General features: G+C 42.3%; 29 protein-coding genes. 9 read left to right on the top strand and 20 right to left on the bottom strand.

Annotated elements, in window-relative coordinates; all coding sequences use genetic code 11:
• Window positions 1–48 precede the first annotated feature (48 nt).
• From AN213_RS10655 to AN213_RS10610, 10 genes are all read right to left on the bottom strand, one after another.
• Window positions 49–2,376, bottom strand: coding sequence for a methyl-accepting chemotaxis protein (locus AN213_RS10655; RefSeq protein WP_055198606.1), 2,328 nt, complete (start codon window positions 2,374–2,376; stop codon window positions 49–51).
• Window positions 2,377–2,405: 29 nt separating this feature from the next.
• On the bottom strand, window positions 2,406–2,891 hold the full coding sequence (locus tag AN213_RS10650) for a chemotaxis protein CheW (protein WP_054562868.1): 486 nt from the start codon (window positions 2,889–2,891) through the stop codon (window positions 2,406–2,408).
• The gene (locus AN213_RS10645; RefSeq protein WP_055020530.1) at window positions 2,888–4,969 is read right to left on the bottom strand and encodes a chemotaxis protein CheA; all 2,082 of its coding nucleotides are present in this window, start codon (window positions 4,967–4,969) and stop codon (window positions 2,888–2,890) included. Before AN213_RS10645 ends, AN213_RS10650 begins: the two co-directional genes overlap by 4 nt.
• 15 nt (window positions 4,970–4,984) lie before the next feature.
• Window positions 4,985–5,347: a response regulator gene (locus tag AN213_RS10640; RefSeq protein WP_054562870.1), complete on the bottom strand. Its 363-nt coding sequence runs from the start codon at window positions 5,345–5,347 to the stop codon at window positions 4,985–4,987.
• Between the two features lie 9 nt (window positions 5,348–5,356).
• Entirely contained in the window at window positions 5,357–5,629 is a 273-nt protein-coding gene (locus tag AN213_RS10635; RefSeq protein WP_054562871.1) for an STAS domain-containing protein, read from the bottom strand.
• Between the two features lie 169 nt (window positions 5,630–5,798).
• Window positions 5,799–6,416 (bottom strand): SCO family protein, encoded by a 618-nt coding sequence (locus AN213_RS10630; protein WP_055198605.1) that lies wholly within the window; start codon window positions 6,414–6,416, stop codon window positions 5,799–5,801.
• Window positions 6,413–7,321, bottom strand: coding sequence for a heme o synthase (gene cyoE / locus AN213_RS10625; RefSeq protein WP_054562873.1), 909 nt, complete (start codon window positions 7,319–7,321; stop codon window positions 6,413–6,415). Before cyoE ends, AN213_RS10630 begins: the two co-directional genes overlap by 4 nt.
• Before the next feature lie 9 nt (window positions 7,322–7,330).
• Window positions 7,331–8,320 carry a heme A synthase gene (locus AN213_RS10620; RefSeq protein ID WP_055020533.1) on the bottom strand — a complete coding sequence of 330 codons (990 nt, stop codon included), beginning with the start codon at window positions 8,318–8,320 and terminating at the stop codon, window positions 7,331–7,333.
• A gap of 20 nt (window positions 8,321–8,340) precedes the next feature.
• Window positions 8,341–8,835, bottom strand: coding sequence for a hypothetical protein (locus tag AN213_RS10615; RefSeq protein WP_055198604.1), 495 nt, complete (start codon window positions 8,833–8,835; stop codon window positions 8,341–8,343).
• Entirely contained in the window at window positions 8,816–9,565 is a 750-nt protein-coding gene (locus AN213_RS10610) for an SURF1 family protein (RefSeq protein WP_055020535.1), read from the bottom strand. The genes AN213_RS10615 and AN213_RS10610 overlap by 20 nt, the downstream gene beginning before the upstream one ends.
• A gap of 14 nt (window positions 9,566–9,579) precedes the next feature.
• Between AN213_RS10610 and AN213_RS20515 the strand changes: the two genes are divergently transcribed.
• A complete protein-coding gene (locus tag AN213_RS20515; RefSeq protein ID WP_082422922.1) occupies window positions 9,580–9,891 on the top strand; it encodes a DUF2909 domain-containing protein in 312 nt (103 codons plus the stop codon).
• On the opposite strand, the gene AN213_RS10605 is transcribed toward AN213_RS20515, so the two are convergent.
• The 5 genes from AN213_RS10605 to lexA all read right to left on the bottom strand — a co-directional run bounded on the left by AN213_RS10605 (window position 9,791) and on the right by lexA (window position 15,026).
• Window positions 9,791–10,666 (bottom strand): cytochrome c oxidase subunit 3, encoded by an 876-nt coding sequence (locus AN213_RS10605; protein ID WP_055020536.1) that lies wholly within the window; start codon window positions 10,664–10,666, stop codon window positions 9,791–9,793. The two genes, AN213_RS20515 and AN213_RS10605, sit on opposite strands and share 101 nt — an antisense overlap.
• 37 nt (window positions 10,667–10,703) lie before the next feature.
• Window positions 10,704–11,234, bottom strand: a complete 531-nt coding sequence (locus tag AN213_RS10600) for a cytochrome c oxidase assembly protein (protein ID WP_054554454.1) — start codon at window positions 11,232–11,234, stop codon at window positions 10,704–10,706.
• Entirely contained in the window at window positions 11,234–12,829 is a 1,596-nt protein-coding gene (ctaD, locus tag AN213_RS10595) for a cytochrome c oxidase subunit I (RefSeq protein ID WP_054554455.1), read from the bottom strand. The genes AN213_RS10600 and ctaD overlap by 1 nt, the downstream gene beginning before the upstream one ends.
• Window positions 12,829–13,971, bottom strand: a complete 1,143-nt coding sequence (gene coxB / locus AN213_RS10590) for a cytochrome c oxidase subunit II (RefSeq protein WP_054562878.1) — start codon at window positions 13,969–13,971, stop codon at window positions 12,829–12,831. Before coxB ends, ctaD begins: the two co-directional genes overlap by 1 nt.
• 437 nt (window positions 13,972–14,408) lie before the next feature.
• The gene (lexA, locus tag AN213_RS10585) at window positions 14,409–15,026 is read right to left on the bottom strand and encodes a transcriptional repressor LexA (protein WP_054554457.1); all 618 of its coding nucleotides are present in this window, start codon (window positions 15,024–15,026) and stop codon (window positions 14,409–14,411) included.
• 161 nt (window positions 15,027–15,187) lie between these two features.
• Here lexA and AN213_RS10580 point away from each other — a divergent pair, with 161 nt between their 5' ends.
• Window positions 15,188–15,625 carry a PaaI family thioesterase gene (locus tag AN213_RS10580; RefSeq protein WP_054562879.1) on the top strand — a complete coding sequence of 146 codons (438 nt, stop codon included), beginning with the start codon at window positions 15,188–15,190 and terminating at the stop codon, window positions 15,623–15,625.
• A 7-nt stretch (window positions 15,626–15,632) separates the two neighbouring features.
• On the opposite strand, the gene AN213_RS10575 is transcribed toward AN213_RS10580, so the two are convergent.
• Window positions 15,633–16,013 carry a hypothetical protein gene (locus AN213_RS10575; RefSeq protein WP_054554459.1) on the bottom strand — a complete coding sequence of 127 codons (381 nt, stop codon included), beginning with the start codon at window positions 16,011–16,013 and terminating at the stop codon, window positions 15,633–15,635.
• Window positions 16,014–16,171: 158 nt separating this feature from the next.
• Here AN213_RS10575 and AN213_RS20565 point away from each other — a divergent pair, with 158 nt between their 5' ends.
• Both AN213_RS20565 and AN213_RS20560 read left to right on the top strand, forming a co-directional pair.
• The gene (locus AN213_RS20565; RefSeq protein WP_408002933.1) at window positions 16,172–16,450 is read left to right on the top strand and encodes a hypothetical protein; all 279 of its coding nucleotides are present in this window, start codon (window positions 16,172–16,174) and stop codon (window positions 16,448–16,450) included.
• An 85-nt stretch (window positions 16,451–16,535) separates the two neighbouring features.
• Entirely contained in the window at window positions 16,536–16,940 is a 405-nt protein-coding gene (locus tag AN213_RS20560) for a hypothetical protein (protein ID WP_408002932.1), read from the top strand.
• On the opposite strand, the gene AN213_RS10565 is transcribed toward AN213_RS20560, so the two are convergent.
• The gene (locus AN213_RS10565; protein WP_054562881.1) at window positions 16,915–17,268 is read right to left on the bottom strand and encodes a VOC family protein; all 354 of its coding nucleotides are present in this window, start codon (window positions 17,266–17,268) and stop codon (window positions 16,915–16,917) included. The genes AN213_RS20560 and AN213_RS10565 overlap by 26 nt on opposite strands.
• A 116-nt stretch (window positions 17,269–17,384) precedes the next feature.
• Here AN213_RS10565 and AN213_RS10560 point away from each other — a divergent pair, with 116 nt between their 5' ends.
• From AN213_RS10560 to AN213_RS10550, 3 genes are all read left to right on the top strand, one after another.
• The gene (locus AN213_RS10560) at window positions 17,385–18,038 is read left to right on the top strand and encodes an endonuclease (protein ID WP_095209743.1); all 654 of its coding nucleotides are present in this window, start codon (window positions 17,385–17,387) and stop codon (window positions 18,036–18,038) included.
• Window positions 18,039–18,137: 99 nt separating this feature from the next.
• A complete protein-coding gene (locus tag AN213_RS10555) occupies window positions 18,138–19,760 on the top strand; it encodes a S41 family peptidase (protein ID WP_055198602.1) in 1,623 nt (540 codons plus the stop codon).
• Complete coding sequence (locus AN213_RS10550) at window positions 19,753–20,127, top strand: hypothetical protein (RefSeq protein ID WP_055198601.1); 375 nt, start codon at window positions 19,753–19,755, stop codon at window positions 20,125–20,127. Before AN213_RS10555 ends, AN213_RS10550 begins: the two co-directional genes overlap by 8 nt.
• A gap of 33 nt (window positions 20,128–20,160) precedes the next feature.
• Here AN213_RS10550 and hmpA read toward each other — a convergent pair whose 3' ends face one another.
• Both hmpA and AN213_RS10540 read right to left on the bottom strand, forming a co-directional pair.
• Window positions 20,161–21,324: an NO-inducible flavohemoprotein gene (hmpA, locus tag AN213_RS10545; protein ID WP_055198600.1), complete on the bottom strand. Its 1,164-nt coding sequence runs from the start codon at window positions 21,322–21,324 to the stop codon at window positions 20,161–20,163.
• Between the two features lie 20 nt (window positions 21,325–21,344).
• A complete protein-coding gene (locus AN213_RS10540; protein ID WP_055198599.1) occupies window positions 21,345–22,577 on the bottom strand; it encodes an NnrS family protein in 1,233 nt (410 codons plus the stop codon).
• 156 nt (window positions 22,578–22,733) lie between these two features.
• Here AN213_RS10540 and norR point away from each other — a divergent pair, with 156 nt between their 5' ends.
• Window positions 22,734–24,296: a nitric oxide reductase transcriptional regulator NorR gene (norR, locus tag AN213_RS10535; protein WP_054562887.1), complete on the top strand. Its 1,563-nt coding sequence runs from the start codon at window positions 22,734–22,736 to the stop codon at window positions 24,294–24,296.
• On the opposite strand, the gene AN213_RS10530 is transcribed toward norR, so the two are convergent.
• Window positions 24,293–25,186: a LysR family transcriptional regulator gene (locus AN213_RS10530; RefSeq protein ID WP_054562888.1), complete on the bottom strand. Its 894-nt coding sequence runs from the start codon at window positions 25,184–25,186 to the stop codon at window positions 24,293–24,295. The genes norR and AN213_RS10530 overlap by 4 nt on opposite strands.
• Before the next feature lie 130 nt (window positions 25,187–25,316).
• On the opposite strand from AN213_RS10530, the gene AN213_RS10525 reads away from it, so the two are divergent.
• A complete protein-coding gene (locus tag AN213_RS10525; protein ID WP_054562889.1) occupies window positions 25,317–25,886 on the top strand; it encodes an NADPH-dependent FMN reductase in 570 nt (189 codons plus the stop codon).
• Window positions 25,887–26,068 lie beyond the last annotated feature (182 nt).

The raw sequence follows: 26,068 nt of genomic DNA, 5'->3' as shown, positions 1-26,068 counted from the left end.
TGTAACATTAGATGCAATTAACTAGTTAGAATTTAATTGGGAAGAGTTTTAAAACTCTTCCCACTCATCACTAGGGTCAACAAAGTTATTACCTTTAGGTGCCGAACGCACTGGTGAGCTTGGCTGTTTAGCTGCAGGCGCTGAACTTGCACGGCTTGTAATATCCATCTCGTTATTTGATAACGAGAAGAAGTTTAACAAGCGGCGCATATCATTCGCTTGCTCTGCCATTGATTCACCCGCGGCAGAGGCTTCTTCAACTAATGCTGCATTTTGCTGGGTCATTTCATCCATTTGGGCAATGGCTTTATTGACCTGCTCAATACCAGAGCTTTGCTCTTCAGAAGCTTGGGCAATATCAGAAATCATTGCTGTAACTCTTTGCACCGCCGTAACAATTTCTTGTAATGTTGAACCCGACTCATTAACTAGTAATGTACCATCTTCAACTTTTCCAACACTGTCTCGGATCAATTCTTTGATTTCTTTTGCAGCAGCAGCTGAACGTTGCGCTAAGTTACGAACCTCACCAGCAACAACCGCGAAACCACGGCCTTGCTCACCTGCTCGTGCTGCTTCGACAGCGGCATTAAGCGCAAGTAGATTTGTTTGGAAAGCAATTTCATCAATGACACTGATGATGTCTGCAATCTTCTTACTTGATTCATTAATTGCTGACATACTGGTTACAGCGCGATTTACAACTTCGCCACCTTTTTGCGCTTTAGTACGTGTTTCTTCAGCAAGTTCATTCACTTCTTTTGCATTATCAGCATTTTGGCGAACCGTACTGGTCATCTCTTCCATGCTTGATGCTGTTTCTTCAAGTGATGAAGCCTGCTCTTCAGTACGTTGACTTAAATCAGCATTACCTTGCGAGATTTCTTCTGCACCACTAGCAACCAAGGTTGCTGAGGTATTAATGCGATTAATCACTTCAGTAAGCTTATCAGCCGTGGCATTTGCATCACGTTTTAACTTATCGAATGAACCTTGATAGTCTTGTTCAATACGTTTTGATAAATCACCGTTTGCCATAGCATCCAGCATATTGCCTGTGTCTTTTACTGCATCATCAACAATACTAACTAGGCTATTTAAGCCCTGTGCTAGGCGTAAGAAGAAACCTTGTTTACCCGCTTCTTCTACACGGGCTTCTAAGTCACCACTCCCCGCGGCAGCAACCAGACCCGCAATTTCTTTTTCAATCGCGACTTCAGCAGTTCTGTCTTCCCACTCAACAACCGTACCAATACGTTCGTTCTCTGGGGTAAAAATAGGGTTTGCGACCAAACCAAAAGTACGGCCGCCGACTTGAATTTCAGTGCTGTAAGTATCACTTAACTTAGCAAGCATATTGCGTTGATGTGCTGGATTCTTGTGGAATACATCGATATTTTGACCCACTAGATTATTACTATTGAAATTAGGTAAGTCTTTACGTAAATCACTTTCAGCAATTTTCATCATGTTCAGAACGGCTTCGTTCATGTAAATAATGTTGTTGCCAGAATCAGCAATCATGGTGTTAGTTGCCACACGGTCTAACGCGCGTCGAACACGAAGATTTTCTTCTGCTGCACGCTTTTCCGCTTCCGCTTTATTTACGCTATCAGTAATATCTTGCCACTCAACAATAGTCCCTAAACGCTTACCAGATGCGCTCACCCAAGGAGTCGCAATCAAGCTAAAAATAAGCCCCGCTAAACGTAATGTGGTTTTGTATGGTTCAGATAGGGTTTTTAGCAACTCACGTTGGTGTGATGGTTGTTTATGAAAATCATCAACGCAAGTTCCAATTAGGTTAGCCACAGAGAAGCTCGGTAGCACTGTTTGTAACGTTGATTCGCGAGCTTGCAGCATTTGCTTTACTTGCTCATTAACAAAGATAATTTTTAAATCGTTGTCAGCAATCATCACATTAGCTTGGCAAACGCGCAGCGCATTTGATAAATCGGCATCACGCTTTGACTGACGTTCAAGCTCTTTTTGCGCAGTTATATCGCTGGCAAATTTAATAACTTTGGTGACATTGCCATTGCTATCAATAATTGGGTTATAGGTGCCTTGGATCCACACTTGTTTGCCATTTTTACCGACACGCTTAAATTCATCAACAAAGAATTCACCGCTGCGTAATCGTTGCCAAAACTGTTGATACTCAGGGCTTTGCGACTCTTGTTCAGCAACAAACATAGAGTGGTGTTGCCCTTGGATCTCTTCGAGTCGGTAACCCATGGTGTTTAAGAAATTAGCATTGGCAGTAATGATCTGCCCCGATGGTTGAAACTCAATCATCGCTTGCGACTTTTTAAGTGCCGCAATAACTAAATCATTTTCCGACTCAACATTTTTAGGACTGCTAAACCATCCCATACCCTTCACCTTCTTGTTAATCTACCCAGTTAAATGTCCATTGTTTTTTGTAGGTCAAGTAATGCGACCATTTTCTCACCCACATTGACTAAACCCGCAACAAATTGCGCGTTGTCTGAGTCAGACAAATGTGGCACTGCCTTCGCTTCATGCTCAGCAATGCTATAGACATCCGAGACGGCATCAACGGCGATGCCCATAATTTTACATGTATTTTCAAGCTGTACTTTTAGAACAATTACAACGGTTAGCGGCCCGTATTCGATGGCTGAAATACCAAAACGAAGCCTTAAATCAATAATCGGCACAATGGTGCCACGCAGGTTGATAACCCCTTTGACGAAATCCGGTGAATTAGGGATCACCGTAATTTCTTCCCAACTGCGAATTTCTTGCACCGTTAAAATATCAACACCATACTCTTCTTCAGCCATGAAGAAGGTTAAAAACTGTTTTACATCTTGATCTTGTTCAAGGTTTAGCTTGTTATGCAGGTCGTCGTGCTGTGCAATCATGACGCCTCCAAATTCGCTTTTGATTCAATAATCAATTCTTGGCTCCCAGGCTTTCTAAGCCCAGATAATTTAATCAAACCACTAATATCAACAATCAAAGAAACACGACCATCCCCTAGAATTGTCGCCCCTGAGACACCATCAACTTTTTGATAATTGGCCTCTAAGCTTTTGATCACCACTTGCTGTTGCGACAATAAGTCATCAACCAATAAACCTACTTTTTGGTTGTCACTCTCAACGACAACCAACAAAGTTTTATCGAGCGTTTCTATCGCACCTTTATGATTAAAAATGTTATAAAGCCTTAAGATTGGAATATATTCGTCACGTAAGCGCAGCACATCTAAGTCTTTGCCTACCCGACTCACTTTACTAATATCGATTTGCAATGACTCAATAATCGAAATCAGTGGGATAATATAAGTATGTTCAGCAATCCGGACTAACTGCCCATCTAAAATAGCCAGCGTTAGCGGTAGGCGAATTGTAAATGTCGAACCCACTCCCGGTGCAGAAGCCACTTCAACAGAGCCGCTGAGCGCTTCAATATTGCGCCTTACTACATCCATACCAACGCCACGACCTGATAAGTCGCTGACTTGATCGGCTGTAGAAAATCCTGGTAAGAAAATAAGCTCGTTGATTTCGTTATCAGACAACTCATCAGTTTCTGAAATTAGGCCGTTTTTAATCGCCTTTTCACGAATTTTAGTGGTATTAAGGCCCTGACCATCATCCATAATTTCGATAACGATATTACCGCCTTGATGAAACGCATTGAGCGTAACAGTACCAACAGGGTCTTTACCCGCTGCAACACGTTTATCAACGGTTTCTAAACCATGATCTAGGGAGTTTCTCACTAGATGCACCATGGGGTCAGAAAGTTTCTCCATCACCGTTTTATCTAGTTCGGTTTGTTCACCAAGTAATTTAAGCTCAACTTGTTTATCAAGCTTTTGCGAGATATCGCGTACTAAGCGAGGAAAGCGACTAAACACAAAACTTATTGGTAACATGCGAATACGCATGACATTTTCTTGTAAGTCACGGGTATTATGTGCCAGTTGTGCTAAGCCCTCTTGTAATGAGGCTATAGTTGCTTCAGTGATCTCTTGCTCACCCAATTGACTTAACATCGCTTGGGTAATCACTAATTCACCCACCATGTTGATCAATGAATCAACTTTGTCGATACCAACCCTAATTGAGGTTGATTCTGCATTGGCTGTGGTTGCTTTAACTGGCGCTGGCTTTTTAGGATCTGTAGCTGGTTTAACTGCTGCAGGCTCAACCTCTTGCGCTGGCGCTACATCTTCAGTAACAGTCTCAGCTGCTGTTATCTCTTCATCACCAAACAAGCCACCGCATAGTGTGATGGTGATATCAGCATCATCTTCAACCCATTCGAAAATTTCTTCGATGCAGCTTTGTTCTTTATCTGTGGTTAAGAAAAAGCGCCACGACAGAAAGCAATCTTCAGGGGCAAGGTTCGTAATATCTGGCACATCATCTTGAAAGGCTTGTGTTTCAAGCTCACCCAATTCCGCTAATTCACTGATCATGTACAGTGGTTCATTACCGGTTTTAAATAAATGATGATGTGGTTTGAAATCGATTTGATAGGTATTAAAGCTGCTTTCGCTAACAGCTTCTGGCGCTTGCTCAGTCTCTTTACTTGCAGCACGCATACCAAGAATTTCTTCAAACTTAATACGCAATTCATCAGCTTCAGTTAAGTCTGGCTGCTGCTCAGCTTGTAGAGTTCTGAGTAAAGCCCGTAAACAGTCAACTGATTTTAAAAGTAAATTTACATGCTCAGCAGTAAGATCTCGTGAACCTTCACGAATTTGATCTAACAGCGTTTCGAGAACATGAGTAAAGTCTGCAACAGCACTAAAACCAAAGGTACCGCTGCCTCCTTTTATTGAATGCGCAGCGCGAAAAATTGTATTTATCGTCTCTAAGTCTTCTTCGCCAGGCACTAAGTTTAATAACTCAGCCTCCATAGCGTCGAGTCCTTCAAAGCTTTCTTCGAAGAATACTTCAAAAAATTGGCTTAGATCTATACTCATGCCCCGCTCCTATTATTAGCGAATCACTTTTTTCAATACCGCTAACAATTGCTCAGGATTAAATGGCTTAACAATCCAACCAGTTGCACCAGCAGCTTTACCTTCAGACTTTTTATCAAGACCCGACTCTGTGGTCAGCATCAGTAAAGGTGTGAACTTATAATTAGGTAAGCTACGTAATTCACGAATAAGGGTAATACCATCCATTACCGGCATATTTACATCAGAAATAACAGCATCAAAGCCTTGTTGTTTTGCGATATTTAAAGCTTCGCTGCCGTCTTTCGCTTCTGTCACATCAAAGCCAGCTTTTTTAAGCGTAAAACCAACCATTTGGCGCATAGATGCAGAATCGTCTACTGCTAAAATTCTTTTCATAAAAACCTCTTAATTGGCATTCTCAAGCACAAGATAATGGCTTAAGCCCAAACTATTAATTGCCTGTTGCAACGGCTTACTCTCGCCAACCCAAATAATTTTGTGTTGCACCGAAAGCAAATGCTTCTGTAATGCACATAAAAGCTGAATTGATGCTGTGTCAGCACGGGTCACTTCACTGATATCCAAACAGATATCATCATTTGCTGACAACTCTTGGAGCAAATCTTGATGGAGTGTTTCGACCTGACTAATAGCTAATTCTGTAGGGAGCTTTAACATTACTTATACCTTCCCTGCTTTAAACAATTCATAACAAAAGCTTAGACTGACTAAATAAAAATGCCATAATTTGAATCAAAAAATAGTAAAATTTTTTAGTAGCTTAGACATTTATATCAAAAAAGGAAGCTTTTCTTTTGCGGAAAATGACTCCCTTAACCAAGAAAGTTTACTTTGCGTAATAATCTGCTATTTTTTTGAACTCTTCAGTCAAAGTTGTGGCGTTTATTAATGGCACGCTGCCTTGTTTAAATTCAGGCTTAAAAATCGCACGTACCGAGCCATCGCCATCAACCATCACTACCGACGCGCTATGATCAACGGCATACTCTTGCTCATCACTATCGTTAATTGCGTAAATTAAGCCAAGCTCTCTAACAAATGGAAAAAGTTGCTTGTGCGGACCTGATACTGCAAGAAAATCAGGATTAAAGTAATCAATGTAGGCTTTGCGCTTTTCGGTTGTATCACGTTTTGGATCTACGGCAACAAACCATACCTGCACTTTGTAATCTTGGCTTAGCTGCTTTTGCACTGCAGTTAACTTCGCCAGTGTCATTGGACATATATCAGGGCAACTGGTATAGCCTAAAAAGACCAAATTCCAATGCCCCATAAACTGACTGTTATCAGCGGGCGCACCATGTTGATCGGTTAATAAAAACGGACTAATCGGCTTTGCCTGCTCATAAACCAGTGCTTCGACTTCAGGTGAGCTGTTGCTTTTACCACAACCGGTTACAAACAATACCGCACTGAAACATAAAAAAGCGACGATTCGCGTCATAAAACTAACCATTTATCAATGAATAAGGCGATAAAGAGTAGCATTAAATGCACGATTGAAAAACGAAATAAGTCCATTGCAGTATCATCTTTTGGGGCAATTTTTAGTTTTAACGCTTTATAAATGAATATCGCGTTTAAAACGCTTGCACCTAATAAGTAAATTAGCCCTGACATGCCAATTAAATAAGGCAGCACACATACCAAAGCAAGCAAAATGCTGTAGCCAACAACGCAAGTTTTACAAAATTCGATACCGTGAGTAACAGGCAACATAGGAATTTTTGCCCGCTCGTAATCACTTTTACGTGCAATCGCCAGGGCCCAAAAATGCGGGGGAGTCCAAGTAAATATAATCATCACTAACAGCCAAGGAGCTGCAGCCATATGGCCTGTTTCAGATACCCACCCCAGCAACGGCGGCATAGCACCTGCCAAACCACCAATAACAATATTTTGCGGTGTGGCACGCTTTAAAAATGAGGTGTAAATAAAGGCATAGCCGACAAGCGCAAACAAAGTAAGAATGGCGGTGAGCGTATTCGCCCATACCATAAGCATAACAAAACCTAGTATTCCTATAGTTGCAGCAAAGCTCAAAGCATGTTGTTTACTGAGCCGACCTTTTGCCACAGGACGATGACGTGTACGTGCCATTTTGCTGTCGATTTCACTATCAACAACATGATTGATCACGGCAGCAGCAGCCGACAGCAAGCCAATACCTAGCAAACTTGCAAGCTGCACAAATACCCCTCGCCCAACATCGGGAGCCAATGCCAAACCAACCCAAGCAGTTAGTACAAGCATGGCAACTACTTTAAATTTACTGATAGCTAAGTAATCTTTAAGTAACTCTGAGCTTTGAATAAATAATGATTTTTCTGAGCTTAGTAATAATGCCATCACAGCCTCCTAGGTTCTTATTTTTAAGTGGAAGCATAGTCTTACCATGCTAAGCAGTAACAATGCGGCCATTAGGTTGTGCGCAAGCGCTACACTTAATGGGAAGTGCCAGTGCACAACAGCTAGGCCTAAACAGATTTGGCACAACAATGCGATTAATACAGTGACTGTGCAGTGCTTAATTTTTCGAGAGTAACAGCGTGAATATATGCGCCACATGATCAGCGCTAACACCACACAAGTAACCAGCGCCCAAATACGATGAAGCAGATGAATAGACATACGCGCCTGCTGAGATAACACACCATATTCATAGGTGCTGTGCTCAAGCGGTAGCTGAAACACACTCTTCAAAGAAAACGGTTGTCCGTAGCTACACAGCGGTAAGCCATTACAATGCGGAGCGGCGTAATTTGCTGCAAGCCAGCCACCCAATGCAATTTGCAGTATTAGCACCACCAAGCCCACCAGCGCTAACCGGTAATATGGCTTTGCGCCGCTATCACTGCTAGCAACAGGGTCAGTCTTTAAACGTAGATACAATAAAAACAGCAACGACAAGATACTAAAACCGCCGAGCAAATGCCCCATAACAACCAAAGGCTGTAGGTTCATAGTGACAGTCCACATGCCCAATACGGCTTGGAATACCACCAATAATAATAGTGCTAATGGCAGTTTAACCGGCGTATTTGGATATTGGCGTTTTAACCAGGCAAAAACAAACAAGGCTAAAATAAGTAAACCAAGGGCACCGGCAAAATAGCGATGGATCATTTCTTTCCATGCTTTTGCTGCTTCAAACATCATATCAGGGTAGTTTTGTTCAACATGTAACAGAGCAGTTTCATGTTTTGGCACAGTTAAAAATCCATAGCAACCAGGCCAGTCAGGGCAACCAAGCCCAGCATCACTCAGCCGTGTATAGGCACCAAGCCCAACAACTAAGATAGAGAAGAAAACCGTAATTAAGACTAAATATTTATAATTTTTATACATCTTTATCCCCTTAATGAGGTTTAACTTGAACGCGCATAGTTAAGTAGTTTCTTTAAGTCTTTAAGTAAGCCTTTTTGAATCAGTCTGTTTTGTTCTGGCTCAGCCGTGTAGGGGTAATGCAAAACCACTAAGCCCATGTGATCAACCAAGTATAAGTCTCCCGCTTTGAGCGCAGGACTTACTGCTAATTGACGCCAACTTGCCGATACCTGCTGTTGATTTGTCAGTACCGCCACATCCACTTTTTGCTGATTTTTACCTAAAGCGACATATAGGTTATCTAGACTGGCTAATTGGTTTGCACAAACTTCACTGCACTCTTTTGGATAATTAAGCGCAATTGTCCATTGTTTAGGATCGCCTTGTTGCCAATCAGCTAATTTAACTTCTTCGCTTAAAAGCTCACCATGATTACTCGAACCACTCGGTAACCACTCAAGCTTTAATGCTGCATAAGCAAGTGCCAGCGGCACAAAACAGCATAAAACGAATAAACTAAGCGGGTTTATTTTCATAACCTCTCCTTCTCATCGCAAAATAAGCAATAACTACACACGCTAAGCCGATTAATAACCACTGCACGGCATAGGCGTAATGTTTATCTGGCCCCATCACGACACTCTGGTAATGCGGAGTTGCAATACCATCTGCTTCATTGCGATAACCAATAAAGTCTTGTAAGGGCTTTGCTAATTGAGCACTAAAAATTGCTAAATCGATGCCTTGAATACGCTTAGGCCAGCCTTGTTCTGCACCAATCTCATCGGCAAGTGTGAAGCCTTGTAAGTTGCCTTGTTTCAATTGCACTGTAGCCGTAAACTTTGTTGATTCTGGCCATTCAACGGTTGGCAACTGGCTGCGGTTTGTTGGGGCTTTTAGCCAACCAAAGTTAACAATTAAAGGCGCACTTTCACCTGTAATTGTCATCGCTACTAGTAAGTCATAGCCCACTTGCCCCTGATAAATTTGATTATCAAGTAGCCAGTACTGTTGTTTATTTACCTCGCCAGATACCTTGACTTGCAAGCCCGTTTTATTCAGCTCTCTAGGTAAATTTTGCAGCTCTTGCCAGCTCAAAACGCCTTGCTCTTTCGAAACGGCTAACTGACTTAGTTGCTGCTGTTTTTGCTCTCCTCGCTGGTATTGCCAAACGCTTAGTCGTAAACAAATAAGCACTGCAAGTATCACAACGCAAATTGCGATAATTGAGCTAAGCTTTTGTTTACGCCATAAAATTAACTGCATTTGGAATACCTAATATGATTAAAATCATTATTGTTTTGTTATTACTTTATATTCTGTTCAACCTATTTAGAGCGCTGTTTGTGATGATGTCAGCAAAAGAGCACTCGAAACCCATGTCGCATTACTTAGGTCGTCGAGTGCTGTTTTCAGGTATTGTGCTGGTGCTCATCATTGCCGCAATGAAATTGGGCTTTATTCACACCAACCCGTCGCCGCTTCACAAAGCTACAGCACGTACACAAATACAAATAAACACAACCACACCACATCAACAAAGTGCCAATACCAAGCAGCCGCTTGAAAAGCAAAATGCTTTTCACTCGTGAAGTGGCCTTTAAAAATTCTAAGTAGCACCACAAATAAAATAATGGTGCCTAATGTCACGTGCATACCGTGAAAGCCCGTTAACAAGAAAAAGGTATTCCCATAAACACCCGCATCTAAGGTCAAGCCTAAATCTTGGTATGCATGCATATACTCGTATACTTGTAAGCCAAGGAAAATCACACCTAGTAGCACAGTTAAAGATAAAAATACCTTTAGAGCGCCGCGCTTATTGTTTTCAATAGCAACATGAGCAAAGTGAATTGTGACCGATGAGGTAAGCAGAATAAGCGTGTTGATCAGAGGTAGACCTTGCCAGCCCATAGCCTGTGTGGTCTCGCCCGCTGGCGTAGTTAATAGTGGCCATACGGCTTCAAAGGTTGGCCAGAGTACTTCGTTGGTCATAGCATTATTACCAGCGCCACCGAGCCAAGGCACCGAAATCATACGTGCGTAAAAAAGAGCGCCAAAAAACGCCATAAAGAACATAACCTCAGAGAATATGAACCAGCTCATACCTTGTCTGAATGAGCGGTCCATTTGTGCTGAGTAAAGCCCTTTATGAGACTCTTCAATAACGTTTCTAAACCAGCTAAAAACCATATAAACTAATATGGCGATGCCTAGATACAAGACATACTGGCCACTACTGCCCTCACCACTTACTTGCATCACAGTTAAACCAGCACCAACAGCAATTAAAAACATCGCGATGGCACCAACTATTGGCCAAGGACTCTCGGCTGGAACATAGTATTTTTCATAATTTTGATTCATTTTGTTTGCTCCCAATTAGCAATTAGCTTGGCGGCTTTTAATCGTTTTTAGCCACAACATGCCCGCTAATATCAAACACGGTATACGACAACGTCAGTTCCTCAACATCGTCGGGTAACTCAGTATCAACATAAAACAACAAGGTAAATTCCATTTCTTCACCGGCTTTCATTGGCTGCTGATCAAAGCAAAAACAGGCGATTTTATGTAAGTACTTTGCCGCTTTACCCGGTGATACTGATGGAATTGCTTGCATGACTTTGTCTTCATTACTGGTGTTCTTTGCTGAGAATTTAACTTCACGCATGGCACCAGGTTGTACCGCCACGCTGTATTGCTCAGACTGCACCTTAAATGGCGCGCCGCTTTGGGCGTGAGTGGTAAAGCTGACATCAACTTGGCGCTGTGTATTTATTGATTCACTCGCGCTCGCTTTTTCTAATGATGGCTTACCATTCAACCCTGTAACGTCGCAAAACACGTCGTAAAGCGGCACCATTGCAAAAGCAAATGCGAACATGAGCAAGCATGTAATCAGCAGTTTTTTTAGCAAAGGTGCATGGTTCATTACTTAATCTCCGGCGGTGTTTCAAAGGTGTGATAAGGCGCTGGAGAATCGACTTCCCACTCTAAACCTTCAGCTCCATCCCATACTTTGGCAGGTGCCTTTTCGCCACCTCGAGCACATTTAAATACCACCAATACAAACAACAGTTGCGATAAGCCAAATGCAAAACCACCAATACTGATAATGGCGTTAAAGTCAGCGAATTGCAGAGCATAGTCAGGAATACGACGCGGCATACCAGCAAGGCCAACAAAGTGCATAGGGAAGAACAACACGTTGACACTGATTAGCGATAACCAAAAATGCCATTTCGCCAGCGTTTCGTTGTACATGTTGCCGGTCCATTTCGGTAACCAATAATAGGCTCCCGCCATAATTGAGAACACAGCCCCCGTCACAAGCACATAATGGAAGTGAGCCACCACAAAATAGGTATCGTGATACTGAAAATCTGCTGGTGTAATCGCAAGCATCAAGCCAGAGAAACCACCTAAGGTGAATAACACAATAAAGGCGATGGCAAACATCATCGGAATTTCGAAGCTAATCGAACCGCGCCACATGGTGGCCACCCAGTTAAACACTTTAACGCCCGTTGGTACCGAGATAAGCATGGTGGCGTACATGAAAAACAACTCGCCTGCCACAGGCATCCCTGTGGTAAACATATGATGTGCCCAAACGATAAAACTTAGCAGCGCAATCGATGAAGTTGCATACACCATAGACGCATAGCCAAATAGCTTTTTGCGCGAGAAGGTCGGTACGATAGTCGATATAATGCCAAAGGCCGGCAAAATCATGATGTACACTTCGGGGTGCCCAAAGAACCAGAAAATGTGCTGGAACATCACAGGGTCGCCCCCACCGGCTGCATCAAAAAAGCTGGTTGCGAAGTATTTATCGGTCAACACCATTGTGACTGCCCCTGCTAGGACAGGCATAACAGCAATTAACAAGAATGCAGTGATTAACCATGTCCAAACAAATAGCGGCAGCTTCATCCACGTCATACCTGGCGCTCTTAAGTTGACGATAGTCACGATAACGTTAATCGCCCCCATAATTGAGCTGATACCCATGATATGTACGGCAAACACAAAAAGTGCAGTGTTATCGTTGCTGTAAGTTGTTGATAGTGGTGCGTAAAAAGTCCAACCAAACGCAGGACCACCACCAGGCATAAGTAACGAAGCCAATAGAATTAAAAATGCGAACGGCAATATCCAAAAGCTCCAGTTATTCATACGTGGTAAGGCCATGTCTGGTGCGCCTATCATCATAGGCACCATCCAGTTTGCAAGCCCAGTGAACGCGGGCATAACGGCACCAAACACCATAATCAAACCATGTACTGTGGTCATTTGGTTAAAAAAGTGCGGGTCGACTAGCTGTAATCCAGGCTGAAAGAGTTCAGCACGGATCACCATTGCCATGGCTCCACCAATTAAAAACATGGTGAGTGAAAAAATCAGGTATAAACTCCCGATGTCTTTATGATTGGTGGTGTAAAGCCAGCGCTTAAAACCTTTAGCAGGATGGTGATGGTCGTGATGCGCATGCCCAGTTGCTTGCTCGTTAATAACATTACTCATTAGTTCGCCTCCGCTGCTGCATCAATCGCGGCTTGAATTTGACTCGGTTGGATAACATCGCCGGTATCATTACCCCACGCGTTTCGCTTATAAGTAATAACCGCAGCAAGTTGCTTAATTGAAAGCTGTTTATCAAACGCTTGCATTGCTGTGCCAGGCTTACCGTGTAACACGATATCTATGTGATCTTTTACATCACCTAATACAATCGGGCTGCCTTTAAGTGCTGGAAATACGCCTGGTAGGCCCATACCGGTAGGTTGGTGACATGCAGCACAGCTTGCCATATACACTTGCTCACCTAAGACCATAAGCTCTTCTTTCGGTAATGTTTGATCAAGCAAAGCAGCATCTGCTGCGGCCGCATTGGCTTTTTCTTGCTTGGCATCTGCAAGCCAATTAGCAAATTCATCTTCAGGTAAGGCTTTCACCACAACAGGCATAAAGCCATGATCTTTACCGCATAACTCAGCACATTGACCACGGTATACTCCTGGCTCGTTAATACGTGTCCACGCTTCATTGATAAACCCAGGATTTGCATCCTTTTTAACCGCAAAATCAGGCACCCACCATGAATGAATTACATCGTCTGAGGTCATTAAAAAGCGAACTTTTTTATTGATAGGAAGTACTAGCGGTTTATCTACTTCAAGCAAATAATGCTCAGTTTTCTCTGCTTGGTTGTCTATTTGATCTTTAGGAGTAGATAGAATCGAGTAATAAGCAATGTCTTCACCCATGTACTCGTAATGCCACTTCCATTGTGAGCCAGTCACTTTAATGGTGATATCGGCTTTAGAAGCATCTTCCATGGCAATTAAGGTTTTTGTGGCAGGCACAGCCATGGCGATTAAGATGACAAATGGAATGGCAGTCCAAAGTATTTCAACTTTTGTACTTTCATGAAATTGGGCAGGCTTGGCCCCTTTGGATTTACGGTGGTGTATTAAAGCCCAAAACATCACCGCAAATACGATGATGCCGATTACACAGCAGATAATAAATATCGTCATGTGTAACTCATAAACATTATTACTTATATCGGTCACCCCTTTACGCATATTGTATTGGCTATTTGCCAATGCAAGCTCAGGAAGTGCAAACAATATAAGCCACAAGGCGTAACGCAGTTTACCCATGTGACGGCTCCTTTAGATGCTATTGCAAGACGCAAAGCGAAAAGGCGATACAACAAGGTGCCCATTCGTTTTTCTTATTGTTCAGAGCGACTACGTATCATTTTGACCCACTTATGATACCGACCCCTTGACTAACACCTCGCACATTTTTGTGTCTTTTTATTAATTAGGTGTTAATACAGTGTATTAACCAATTAGTTAAAAAATGACCAATAAGCAAGTTTTAATGATAATAAATGTTTATTTTGGTGCAGAAATAACAACTATAATCAGCGCGTTATTTAATGTTTAGGAGTAAGAACGAAATATAAAAAGAGAGGAAAACTGCGCCATATAAGGCTTTAAATGAAGAGTAAGGATTCACAAATCCTAATTAAGTAGTAAAATTTCAGCGGCGCACCAAATTGAGTCAATTTGATGCACCAAATTGGGAACGCTTACATCCAGTCAGCGTTACGAATAACACCTACCGCTAACCCCTCGATGTTGAACGACTCATGCTCAAGATCAACCTCAATAGGCGAAAACTCTTCGTTCTCAGCGTGTAAAAGTACTTTGCGACCCGCTTTTTCTAGACGCTTAACTGTTACATCTTCATCGACTCGAGCTACAACTACTTGCCCGTTTTCAGCAACTTGTGTTCTGTGTACTGCAAGCAAATCGCCATCCATAATACCAATGTCTTTCATACTCATACCATTTACACGCAGTAAGAAATCAGCAGCAGGTTTAAATAATGAAGGATCAACTTGGCAGTGACTTTCAACATGCTCTTGAGCCAAAATAGGTTCACCAGCTGCAACACGGCCAATTAAAGGTAAGCCTAACTGCTCTGGCTCATCTTCTTCAATTAACTGAATACCGCGACTCGCCCCAGGCTTCATTTTGATCATGCCTTTTTTTGCCAGTGCTTTTAGGTGTTCTTCAGCAGCATTGGCACTTTTAAAACCCAATGTTTGAGCTATTTCAGCACGCGTAGGTGGCATGCCTGTATCTTTAATAAAGACTTTAATTAGTTCTAAAATTTGCGATTGGCGTTTAGTTAATGGGCGCATACAACTGGTTTTCCATACAGTACATTTAACTGTGAGTATATACAGTTATTTGAAAATCGCAAATTTAAATTAACCCCATCATATTGCTACAAAACTAACATTGAACCACACCGAAAGATGCCATAAGGTATTAGCTTTAATTAGCAGGCTAAGGAAACACAATGAGTATTTGGCACCAACCAATCACGTTAGAGCTTTGCAAAGAGCTTGAACAAGGGATTACCGGTCAAGGCACTTTAATGAAAACTATGGGCATTGAGGTAACTGAAATTGGCGATGATTATTTAATGGCAACCATGCCTGCTATTCCTGAGCATCATAACCCTATGGGCATGGTCCATGGCGGAGCAAACGTTGTATTAGCAGAGACAGTGGCAAGCTATGCAGCCAATTTCGTGGTTGATTTCAATAAGTTTTATGCTGTTGGCCAAGAAATTAATGCCAACCACATGAAAGCGTCACGCAAAGGAACGTTAACAGCAACTGCTAGACCGCTGCATTTAGGTAAGCGAACTTCTGTTTGGGATATTAAAATTACCAATGCCGCAGGAGAGCTTTGCTGCGTATCAAGAATGACCGCAGCTGTTGTAGAGCGATAAATTCAGGCTATTTTTCGACAGGATAAATAGTAATTTCAATCCCTGCGCCAATTGCAGAGATACGTAACAAGGTATCGGCATGCAGGGGTTGGTTAAAGCATTTAGGCGAATTACCTGATTCAAAGCCTATATCAAATGTACGCTTTGAGCACGATAACCACTGTTTTAATGCATTGCGCGAGCAAGACTCAATAAGCTCGCAAAGCTGGTTAATTGCTTTATCAGGAGAGCTGATATCTGCGGTTGCTTCAATACGTGCTAGTTGGCGGTATTCATCTTGGTCATAATGTAAAACCATGGCGTTTTTCTTCAAATCAGCAACAAGCGCACTAATATCGTGCTTTGATTCAAGCTCCAGATCTACATTTAAAAATTGAATTTCCGACATACTCTCGTTTTTACCCTCTATTTATATCGACTGAAACTTTAACTCAGTTTTGTATATATACCAAATCTAGAATACAGTTAATGCGACATTATGCCGCATTGGCAATCTAGCTAAACAACCTAAAATAGCGCCCACATAACAATAATAACGGGGTAATAATGAATAAACGCCTGTTTAAGTATGCTCGTAAAGGGCATAAATGGCTTGGCTACTTACTTGCTTTGCAGATCTTTTTTTGGCTTTTAGGTGGGCTTGTGATGAGCTCATTACCACTTGAAAAAGTGCATGGTAAGCATCTGGCTAATCGCAGTTTAAGTAGTCCATTTTTATTGTCGGACTACCCCGCTTCAATTGATAAAATAACAGCGCAATTCGAGCAAATCGAGCAAATCGAGCAAATCGAGCAAATCGAGCAACGAGCAAATCGAGGGTATTAAATATAGCCATTTTTTAAATACCCCGATTATAGAAGTTACATCCTCTAGCGGTACGTTTATTTTTGATGGCAGAACAGGTGCTAAAATGCCTGCACCGAGTAAAGCGCAAATCATTGAAAATGCGCAAGCTCACCTGCTTATTGACGCAAAAATAACGCAAGCGCAGTTATTAACAAAAGGGCCTAGAGAAGTCGGTCACAAAGCCAATGTTTGGCAAATTAGCTTCGATGATTGGTTAACAACAACCTTATATTTAGATAGCCAAACCGGTAAAGTTATAACTGTGCGCAGCACCCTGTGGCGCATTTTCGACTTTTTCTGGATGCTACACATTATGGATTATGATGAGCGTGAGAACTTTAACAATCCACTACTCATCAGCTTCTCAGCCACTAGCGTACTATTTTGTATTACAGGAGTTCTCTTGTTACTACAAAACGTTCGAATTAAACGTAAAAAGCCAGCTACACGTGTTGGTCAATCAAAATAGGATTGCCATCTGGGTCGGTGATAATAAAACTCGCGTCACCGGCCTTTTGTATTTCTAATCCTTGTTGCTGAAATTGTGCAGCTAATTGCTCAAAGGTTGCAAATTCATCCAAAGCTTCAGCATTTTGATCCCACCCAGGATTAAAGGTCAGCATGGTTTTATCAAACATACCTTGAAACAAACCAATTAAATGTTCACCGTTTTTCATTATTAGCCAATGCTGTTCTATCTCCCCAGCAAACTCTTTGAAACCTAGCTTTTCATAAAACTGCTTTGAAGCACGAATATCTTTTACATTTAGACTTACAGAAAAAGCACCTAATAACATGGTTGTAATTCCTTTAATAAAAACGGCCTAACAACTATAGCTGAGTTGAAAAACTTTTCCTTTTTAGAATAGTCGCTCTAGAATAGCTGTTCCTGTAGTTCACTGATGTGATGGATATGCGTTTATTTCTATACTTAGCCCTTTGTTTTATTTTCACTTTTCCTATATCCGCTAAAGAGTTTTCGAGCTTTTACAGTGCCAAAAAGCATTTAATTAAGAATCTACCAAGCAATAGTAAAAGCTTATATTGTGGTTGCGATATCAAGCGCCAAGGTAAAAAACTTGTGCCAGACCCTGATGCGTGTGGTTATATTCCTAGAAACTCTGTCACCCGTTCAGGAAAAGAGAATGCTCGCGCAAAAAGAATAGAGTGGGAGCACATTGTGCCTGCCTGGGAGTTTGGTCATCAATTACAATGCTGGCAGGATGGCGGTCGCAAAAACTGTAAAAAGGTCAGTGCGAAATTCCGTCAAATGGAAGCCGACATTAATAACCTTGCACCTGCTATAGGCGAGATCAATGCTGACCGTTCAAACTTTCGCTACGGCATGGTGTCAACATCAAGTGCAAGTTACGGAGCATGCCCTGTAAAAGTCGATTTTAAGCAACGCGTATTTGAGCCACCCATTTATGCAAGAAAGCAAATAGCCGATACCTATTTTTATATGCAAAAAACCTATGGCTTAAAAATATCTGATAAACAACGTAAATTATTTGAATCGTGGCAAAAGCTTGAAATAGCTGAAATTAGCAATCGAAAGTCTTTATAACTAGCAGCACATTCGTTTACATTTTAGACACTATAATTTATTGCTTTCAGATTAAGTAATTGTTAGTTTTTAAACAATTTATATAAGAAAGGAAGCACCATGTTTAAAAATAACAAACTCGCTTTAGCTGTCTTCTTAGCGGCTTCAGGCATGTCTTTATCTGGCTGCGGCGGTGGTGGCTCATCGAGCAATACCGATACCACAAATCCACCACCAACAACTTCTGAACCCACTTGGACGGCTGGTGTCTTTGAGCCATCAAGCGAATTTAAAGATCAATGCGCTGTACCACGAACTGGCAATGATCCATATAACGATAATCAACCTTACCCAGATACAGCAGGCTCTGAGTTTACTGAGAAGATGTGGCTTCGTTCATGGAGTGACGAAACCTATCTTTGGTACGATGAAATAGAAGACAATGACCCAGATAACTTCAGCTCTGTCGCCGCTTATTTTGATCAATTAAAAACCTTCGAAAAAACAGACTCTGGTGCTTATAAAGATCAATTCCATTTCAGCAGGCCGACAGATGAGTATTTTCAAGAGGCTCAATCTGGGGTCGTTTCTGGCTATGGAATTAACTGGGCATTTATCAGTAATGTTCCGCCACGAGAGTTACGTGTAGCCTATTTAGAGAGTGACTCACCAGCTGCAAATGCAGGCTTACAACGCGGTGATACTATTTTAATGGTCGACGACGTCAGCATTGATACTAATACTCAACAAGGCGTAGATATTCTAAATGAAGCGCTATTTGGGCCGACAGCTGGCGACTCGCACAATTTTGTTGTACGCAGTAATGATGGCACCGAAAAATCGTTTACTCTAGTCGCAGGTAATATAACCCAAACACCTGTACAAAATGTCGATACTATTACCACAGGAGATGGCACTAAAGTTGGCTACATGCAGTTTAACAGCCATATAAGTATTGCTCAGCCTGAGCTGATAAGTGCTGTGAATAAGTTCAAAACCGACAATATCGACGAGCTTGTGATCGACCTTAGATACAATGGCGGTGGTTTATTAGCGCTTTCTTCACAACTTGCCTATATGATTGCAGGTCCAGCCAATACGAGTGACTATTTTTACTATCAAGTCATTGAAAATGACAAGCAGCCCGAGAGCGACCCATACCCGTTTATTGATATTGAAGTCGATTATTCTACTTTCGAGGGAACAGGTAACATTCTCCCTGACTTAAATTTATCGAAAGTCTATGTACTCAGCACTGATAATACGTGTTCAGCATCAGAAGCACTTATCAATGGCTTAAAAGGCATAGATACTGAAGTTGTTTTAATAGGTGGTAAAACCTGCGGTAAACCATATGGTTTTACCCCAACGCATAACTGTGCAACCACTTACTACACCATTCAGCTAACGGGTGTGAATTACAAAGGCTTTGGCGAATACTCTGACGGCTTAGTACCAACTCCTTCACCGCAATTCGATGCAGATGTAAAAGGCTGTAAACTCGATGACGACTTTAACCACCAGTTAGGTGATAGTGATGAAACACTTCTGAGTGCAGCGCTTTATCATATTGAGAATGATAGTTGCCCAGTGGTAACGCAAAGTGTCACAGCTAAGCAAGCGACAACCTCATCTTATGCTGCTGATGAAGCTGGTATTGCGCTAAAAGCCAATACTACACTTTACAAAAATAATATGGATTTAACCCGTCCGCTACCAGCTAAGGAAGGTGATAATGAATAAAGCACTGTTAATAACCTGCACCTTACTGGCAAGCATAGCTGGCTGTAAAAGTACTCAAGCGGAGCAACCGCAAGATGCCACGCTTGTTCGGGTAAACCCGGGAGTGATTACTGATATACAGCAGGCTATTCAATCAGCTAAAGGCGGTGCACTGGTCACCTTAGCCGATGATGTGTTTACTAAAAGCGCAGAGTTGCTGATTGACCACGGCACCAACAAAGGGCCTGATGGCCTGCCAATTATGGGTGCCCATTCAATTCCCTCTGAGAAGTTTGTGTTGCAAAAGGCGGGCGAGCAATGCCTGCTTTACTACCCCAAAAAAGAGCTCCGTATTCCACTTCCTAATGTAGAGTGCGAAGTTAACTAACAAAAAGGCGCAGCTTCAGCTGCGCCTTTTACATCATAGGCTTTGATGAGGGCCAAACACCTCATAATGAATGCGTTCACTTGCAACCCCAATACCTAGTAGTTGCTCTTTTATCATTGCCATAAATGCGATTGGGCCACACAGGTAAAAGTCACCTTTGCTTATTGGTAAGCTGTCAGCGATGTGGTTTACATCCATTAAGCCCGCAAAATCGCCCCTCTTGCCATCTTTAAACCAGGTAACACAATATAATGAAGCGTGCGCTTGCTGTTGCTTAAATAAATACTCTTTAAAGGCAAACTGCGTCTCACTGTCGCAAGCATGCAGGTAATGAATTGGCTGATTAGGTTGATTACTTAATAGTGTTTCGAGCATCGCCATCATAGGGGTTTGACCAACTCCCGCTGAGATCAATACAACAGGCGAGTCAATTTCGCGAAGCACAAAGTCGCCTGCGGGTGGGTAAATTTCTACCTCATCCCCCTCAGTTAAGCTATGTAGGTAGTTAGATACTAAGCCTTCTTTTTTCACGCTAATTCGGTAATTACGACCATTACTTTGCTGCGATAAAGAGTATTGCCTAACTTGCGTTAAATCACTGTTTGCAGGCGTTACTTTAATCCCTAAATATTGGCCCGGTAAATACGCCACTACAGGCTTTGTATCGACAGGCGTTAAGGTGAAACTACAAATTTGCGATGACTCCATACGTTTTTCTGTAATAGTGAAAGTACGGGTACCAAACCATCCTCCCGGCGCCTTTTTGGTTTTTTGATATAGCGACATCTCCTCGTTGATACATACATCCGCTAATAATGAATAGGCTTCACGCCATGCATACTCAACCTCAGGGGTAAATTGTTCTGGCAATAACTCTTTTAAAGTCGCAATTAAGTGTCCACCTACAATAGGATAATGCTCTGGCAAAATATGGTAACTGGTGTGTTTATGATTAATGCGCGCAAGCGCACCTTTTAACACTGCCAAGTTATCAATATTTGCCGCATAGGCAGCTAAGGCATTAAACAGCGCAAATTGCTGAGAGCCCGATTGCTGATGTGTCATGTTAAAAATATTTTTAAGCTCAGGGTTGTAGCTAAACATACGATCATAAAAATACTCAGTCACTTGAGGGCCTGCTTGTGCAAGCAACGGCAAAGTACTTTTAACAATCTGGATCGTTTTTTCAGATAACATAGTTTTTCCTATTGGAGAGATTAACCGCGGCGACCATCAACACGACGATTCACTAAGATGGGCGCACAATGAAATAAAAATAAGCTAAAGCCAGCAACCCACAGCAACGCACTTAACTGCCATGCAAGGTGATGACCTAAATAAACAGGAAGTAACGAACGTACAATGGCAGCTATCACAATGAGTACAAATGCCAAACTAATGTACGCAGGGGCTTGTAATGCGCGCCCAGTGTGACCATGAGAGACACGTACCATCATGGCGATGATCATCACACCTATGGTGCCAACAGTGATCAGATGAAGCGCATCTTTGAATAAGATAATAGGGCTGAAATAGCTCAGCGCGACGAGTATTAAACCAACCGATAAAGCCCAATAAGCCACATGTAATGACCATAGCAAAGGCACTTTTAGAATGCCTTTATGCCACCACAAAACACACCGGGCTGAATGTAAACAAGCAAGCCAAGCAAAAACCCAACCAGTGCTCATTGCGCTAAAAAATAGCTGACTCATAAAAAACCACGCAATGGCGAAAAATGAGCTAAATACGACTAAATTATCGAGCTTGGGGGTTCTAACTTGTTCACTTAGGTTAAGGCCGCGTGCGGTAAAAAATGGCACAACTCGCCCAGCCACAACACCAACTAGCAGTGTCATGATAAGTACAGCGGTATCAACAACCCCCAGTGCCAGCGACATTTTATTGAGTACAACTAAGCTCAAAAAAATCACATTGAGCGCACAGAGCAAAGATGCGATGACAACAAATAAGTAGTTATGGCTGCTTTTTGCCTGTATCAGCATGTCAGCTAGAATAATAATTCCAGCTAGCCACCAAACGAGTTGTAGCGCACTAACAATATAAAGGTTTAGCTGCTCGAACCCTGCAATCTCAATAAAAAAACTAAGCCTTGCAGCAAGCCAAACCATGCTCAGCAAACAAAGCTTAATACCACTTACACTCGCCACACCTGTCCATGTTTGTGCGGCGGTTAGCAAAAAGCCCATGGCAACCACGCCTGCAAAGCCAAACAGCATTTCGTGAGCATGCCAAAGCGTTGCGGGCATTGTTAGATGCCACTGTGCATAACCCGCCAAGATTAAAAACCAGTAACTCATTGCAAACACAGCTAAGGCACCTGCCGCCAAGAAAAAAGGCCGAAATGCTAATGCCCATAACGGCCACTGGCTGAGTTGATAAAATTTGATCTTAGTTGGCATAGGTTCAGTTAAATTAATGACTTTCATTAGTGCTCTCAGCGTTTAATTTCCCTAGCTATTGCACAGTTCGAGCCAAAAACAAAAGTCATTAAATATCAATGTATTAAATTTGGACGCTTGATAAATAAGTCAAAATGACACACCATTAAAAACATCAATAAAACATATTCAGGTCAAATTGACATGACGTTCAAAAAATCCCTTCTTGATGTTGCACTTGCACTTACCAAAGCAAGCAGTGTTGATCATAATTTCAGTTATCTGTTGAGTTGCATTAATGATTGGCTTGAATGTGATGCAGTTGCCTTATTATTGAAACAAGGCGATGTGTTAAAGCCCGTAGCCCTTCATGGGTTGTCGGACGATACGTTAGGAAGACGCTTTAAAATAGCGGAGCATCCGCGCTTATTTGAAATATGCCGTGGCAGTGAACCGCTAAAATTTGCCAAAGATTGTGGCCTACCCGACCCCTACGATGGTTTATTACAAAGCCAGCATGGAGACTTTCCTGTTCATGCCTGCATGGGTGTGCCGCTGCTGAGCAGCAAAGACAATAACGAACTATTGGGTGTTTTGACCTTTGATAGTTTAGATGAACATGCCTTTGACGCTTTAGCAATGAACGAGCTCAATCAACTAAAACAGCTAGCCGCAGGTTATGTTGAGCATGCCTTAACCTTGCAGCATTTTATGCAGCACGCACAGCACAACCATCAAGTTGCGCAGCAGCTTAACCTTGAGGCACTAACACGAGAAGGTGTCGAAATTATTGGTAATAGCCAAGTAATGCAGACCCTTAAAAATGATATCCAGCTCGTAGCTGCCTCAGAATTTAGTGTATTAATACAAGGTGATACAGGCGTAGGTAAAGAACTCGTTGCGCGCAATATCCATTTAAACTCAAAACGCCGTGACATGCCGTTGATCCACTTAAACTGCGCATCGTTACCAGAGAACTTAGCCGAAAGTGAGTTTTTTGGTCACAGTAAAGGCGCATTTACTGGCGCACATACTGCTCGCCAGGGTAAGTTTCAACTCGCCGATGGTGGTACCCTGTTTTTAGATGAAATCGGCGAGCTTCCGCTTGCTATGCAAAGTAAGTTATTACGCGTATTACAAAGTGGTGAAGTACAAACCGTCGGGGAAGATCAAAGCCGTTATGTTGATGTCAGAGTGATTGCAGCAACCAACCGCGATTTAAAACAAGAAGTCGCTGCGGGGCGCTTTCGTGCAGACCTTTATCACCGCTTAAGCGTTTACCCATTGTATGTTGCACCACTAAAAGAGCGCGATAACGATGTTATTTTATTGGCAGGCTTTTTTATTGAGCAAACATCTAAAAAATTGGCAATTAAACAACTTAAGCTTAGTAGCGATACACAGTTACTACTGCGTCAATATGATTGGCCAGGCAATGTGAGAGAGCTTGAACATGTGATCAGTCGCGCAGCACTCAAAGCCAAACAACAGCAATGGCAACAAAGCATTGTCACAATCGAGCCTGAGCATTGTGATATTGCTAAAACCGCCGTTGCCGCACCAAGCCCTGTTGCAGTTAACGAACAAAAAGCCACTCGCTTATCGCTGAAAGAGGCAACTGACGCTTTTAGTTATCAATTGATTATGCAACAGCTTGAACTACATAACCTAAACTGGGCTGCCACAGCACGTAGCTTAAGTGTTGATAGAGCCAACCTTGTGCGTCTAGCCAAACGGCTAGGCATTAGCGTTAAAAAGTCTGTTTAAGCTTTTAAATCTTTAAAATAGGCTTTTAAAAGCTGACTAAATGCTTGGACTTTGGCTGTGCGATGCACCAAGTGATGCGTTACCAGCCAAAGATCCGTTGGCCAGTTTAGCTCTTTAGGAAGCACTGGCAGCAGATCAGGGTATTGGCTTGCCACTTCATGCTGTAAACCACCAATTCCTAAGCCTCTAACAATCGCCCGTGTAGCTTCTGATGTTTCAGACACCCGTAACTTAATTTGCGAAGGTTCAATATGTTGATCAACCCATGCAAAATAAGGCACTTTACCGTTATACCCAGCCACCCCAGAAACAAAACTATGTTGTTGCAACTGCTCAATATTCTTTGGCATGCCATACTTTTCAATATAACTTTTAGAGGCATAAAACCCTGACGAAAGTTCAGCTAAATGCTGGGCAATATAGTCGCCTTCATCAGGCCGAGGACCCGCTCGCACAGCAATGTGCGCCTGACCGTGATCAAGGCGTAAACGGTTTTGATCAAGAATAACTTCGAGTTGCACTTGCGGGTGCAGACTTTGAAACTGCTCACAGACATCACTAAGCACATCAATAAAACCACTAACCGTAGTTAATAATAAACTGCCTCGCAGTTGGCTATCAGCGGCAATAATATCGTTGTGAAGTTTTTCAAGTTCAGCGTTAATCGATTTTGCAGTCGCAAACAACTTAGCGCCGATTTCTGTCACTGTATAGCCACGGGCATGGCGGTGGAATAACCGCGCATCAAGGTTATCTTCTAAATTATTGATTCTTCTAAGCACTGTGCTGTGGTGAACACCTAACGATTCGGCAGCAGCGGTTAACGTGCCGAGCCTTGCCACCTCATAAGCGACTTTTACATCTTGCCAATCATCAAATTGAATCGCCATAACGGCTCCTTGTGTGCATATACGCACATAAGTTTTGCGTTTATTTGGCTTTTCTGCAAGCTGTTTTTTGCTACAGTGAGTATATCAACAGCGAGCATATCAATAGTGAAGCTTAAAAAAGGAAGCCATCATGACAGCACCAAAAATTATTGCCCTAGCAGGCAGCCTACGTAAAGACAGCTTTAATCAAAAACTGATTAATGAAGCTGCACGCTTCGCCCTCGAAAGTGGTGCTGAAGTAGAAGTGATTAAATTAAGTGATTTAGACTTACCATTATTTGATGAAGATATTGAAGCACAAGGTACGCCTGCTGGCGCACAATTATTAAAAGATAAGCTTCGCGCTGCTGATGGCATTTTATTAGCAAGCCCAGAATATAATGGCTCAATTACAGCGCCACTTAAAAACGCAATCGATTGGGCTTCTCGTACAGAGCAAGGCGCAGTGCCTGCATTTCGTAATAAAGTGACTGCACTTTATGCATCTTCACCGGGTGGTTTAGGTGGTTTACGTGGTTTAAATCACGTGCGTGATATTTTATCAGGTATTGGTAGTTTAGTACTTGCAGATCAACTCGCAGTACCTGCTATCCACACTAAATTAGATGAGCAAGGCCGCATCAGCGATGCTGATACAGCCGAGCAAGTTGCCAGCCTTGCCCAGCAACTTGTGAGCGTAGCGAGCAAATTAAATAAGTAATATAAGGGCGTGTTGACCTTTTATGATTAATTTTTCAGCAGTGTGTTTGGTATTTAGGCAAGGCAGAGCCTATGTAGTGTGGTTGTTCCACATAAATAGGCGATAACGCAGTATCAATGCCAAACACGCGCTGCCCTTCGGGTTCTTCCTAGGGACGATTAACTCTTTGTTGCTCGATTTTT

Source organism: Pseudoalteromonas sp. P1-8, assembly GCF_001399985.1.
In the GTDB taxonomy this organism is placed as follows: Bacteria; Pseudomonadota; Gammaproteobacteria; order Enterobacterales; family Alteromonadaceae; genus Pseudoalteromonas.
The sequence above is the reverse complement of the archived record's forward strand: the minus strand, read 5'-3'. Positions and strand labels throughout refer to the sequence as shown.

Coding starts and splice junctions, on each gene's coding strand:
- AN213_RS10645 (WP_055020530.1), bottom strand. CDS start 4,969: ATGAGTATAGATCTAAGCCAATTTTTTGAAGTATTCTTCGAAGAAAGC.
- norR (WP_054562887.1), top strand. CDS start 22,734: ATGACGTTCAAAAAATCCCTTCTTGATGTTGCACTTGCACTTACCAAA.
- AN213_RS10565 (WP_054562881.1), bottom strand. CDS start 17,268: ATGTTATTAGGTGCTTTTTCTGTAAGTCTAAATGTAAAAGATATTCGT.
- AN213_RS10525 (WP_054562889.1), top strand. CDS start 25,317: ATGACAGCACCAAAAATTATTGCCCTAGCAGGCAGCCTACGTAAAGAC.
- AN213_RS20560 (WP_408002932.1), top strand. CDS start 16,536: ATGCCTGCACCGAGTAAAGCGCAAATCATTGAAAATGCGCAAGCTCAC.
- hmpA (WP_055198600.1), bottom strand. CDS start 21,324: ATGTTATCTGAAAAAACGATCCAGATTGTTAAAAGTACTTTGCCGTTG.
- AN213_RS10620 (WP_055020533.1), bottom strand. CDS start 8,320: ATGTATAAAAATTATAAATATTTAGTCTTAATTACGGTTTTCTTCTCT.
- AN213_RS10605 (WP_055020536.1), bottom strand. CDS start 10,666: ATGAATCAAAATTATGAAAAATACTATGTTCCAGCCGAGAGTCCTTGG.
- AN213_RS10615 (WP_055198604.1), bottom strand. CDS start 8,835: ATGAAAATAAACCCGCTTAGTTTATTCGTTTTATGCTGTTTTGTGCCG.
- ctaD (WP_054554455.1), bottom strand. CDS start 12,829: ATGAGTAATGTTATTAACGAGCAAGCAACTGGGCATGCGCATCACGAC.
- AN213_RS10530 (WP_054562888.1), bottom strand. CDS start 25,186: ATGGCGATTCAATTTGATGATTGGCAAGATGTAAAAGTCGCTTATGAG.
- AN213_RS10575 (WP_054554459.1), bottom strand. CDS start 16,013: ATGTCGGAAATTCAATTTTTAAATGTAGATCTGGAGCTTGAATCAAAG.
- AN213_RS10560 (WP_095209743.1), top strand. CDS start 17,385: ATGCGTTTATTTCTATACTTAGCCCTTTGTTTTATTTTCACTTTTCCT.
- AN213_RS10540 (WP_055198599.1), bottom strand. CDS start 22,577: ATGAAAGTCATTAATTTAACTGAACCTATGCCAACTAAGATCAAATTT.
- coxB (WP_054562878.1), bottom strand. CDS start 13,971: ATGGGTAAACTGCGTTACGCCTTGTGGCTTATATTGTTTGCACTTCCT.
- AN213_RS10655 (WP_055198606.1), bottom strand. CDS start 2,376: ATGGGATGGTTTAGCAGTCCTAAAAATGTTGAGTCGGAAAATGATTTA.
- AN213_RS10650 (WP_054562868.1), bottom strand. CDS start 2,891: ATGATTGCACAGCACGACGACCTGCATAACAAGCTAAACCTTGAACAA.
- AN213_RS10630 (WP_055198605.1), bottom strand. CDS start 6,416: ATGACGCGAATCGTCGCTTTTTTATGTTTCAGTGCGGTATTGTTTGTA.
- AN213_RS10580 (WP_054562879.1), top strand. CDS start 15,188: ATGAGTATTTGGCACCAACCAATCACGTTAGAGCTTTGCAAAGAGCTT.
- cyoE (WP_054562873.1), bottom strand. CDS start 7,321: ATGGCATTATTACTAAGCTCAGAAAAATCATTATTTATTCAAAGCTCA.
- AN213_RS20565 (WP_408002933.1), top strand. CDS start 16,172: ATGAATAAACGCCTGTTTAAGTATGCTCGTAAAGGGCATAAATGGCTT.
- AN213_RS10555 (WP_055198602.1), top strand. CDS start 18,138: ATGTTTAAAAATAACAAACTCGCTTTAGCTGTCTTCTTAGCGGCTTCA.
- AN213_RS10550 (WP_055198601.1), top strand. CDS start 19,753: ATGAATAAAGCACTGTTAATAACCTGCACCTTACTGGCAAGCATAGCT.
- AN213_RS20515 (WP_082422922.1), top strand. CDS start 9,580: ATGATTAAAATCATTATTGTTTTGTTATTACTTTATATTCTGTTCAAC.
- lexA (WP_054554457.1), bottom strand. CDS start 15,026: ATGCGCCCATTAACTAAACGCCAATCGCAAATTTTAGAACTAATTAAA.
- AN213_RS10635 (WP_054562871.1), bottom strand. CDS start 5,629: ATGTTAAAGCTCCCTACAGAATTAGCTATTAGTCAGGTCGAAACACTC.
- AN213_RS10600 (WP_054554454.1), bottom strand. CDS start 11,234: ATGAACCATGCACCTTTGCTAAAAAAACTGCTGATTACATGCTTGCTC.
- AN213_RS10610 (WP_055020535.1), bottom strand. CDS start 9,565: ATGCAGTTAATTTTATGGCGTAAACAAAAGCTTAGCTCAATTATCGCA.
- AN213_RS10640 (WP_054562870.1), bottom strand. CDS start 5,347: ATGAAAAGAATTTTAGCAGTAGACGATTCTGCATCTATGCGCCAAATG.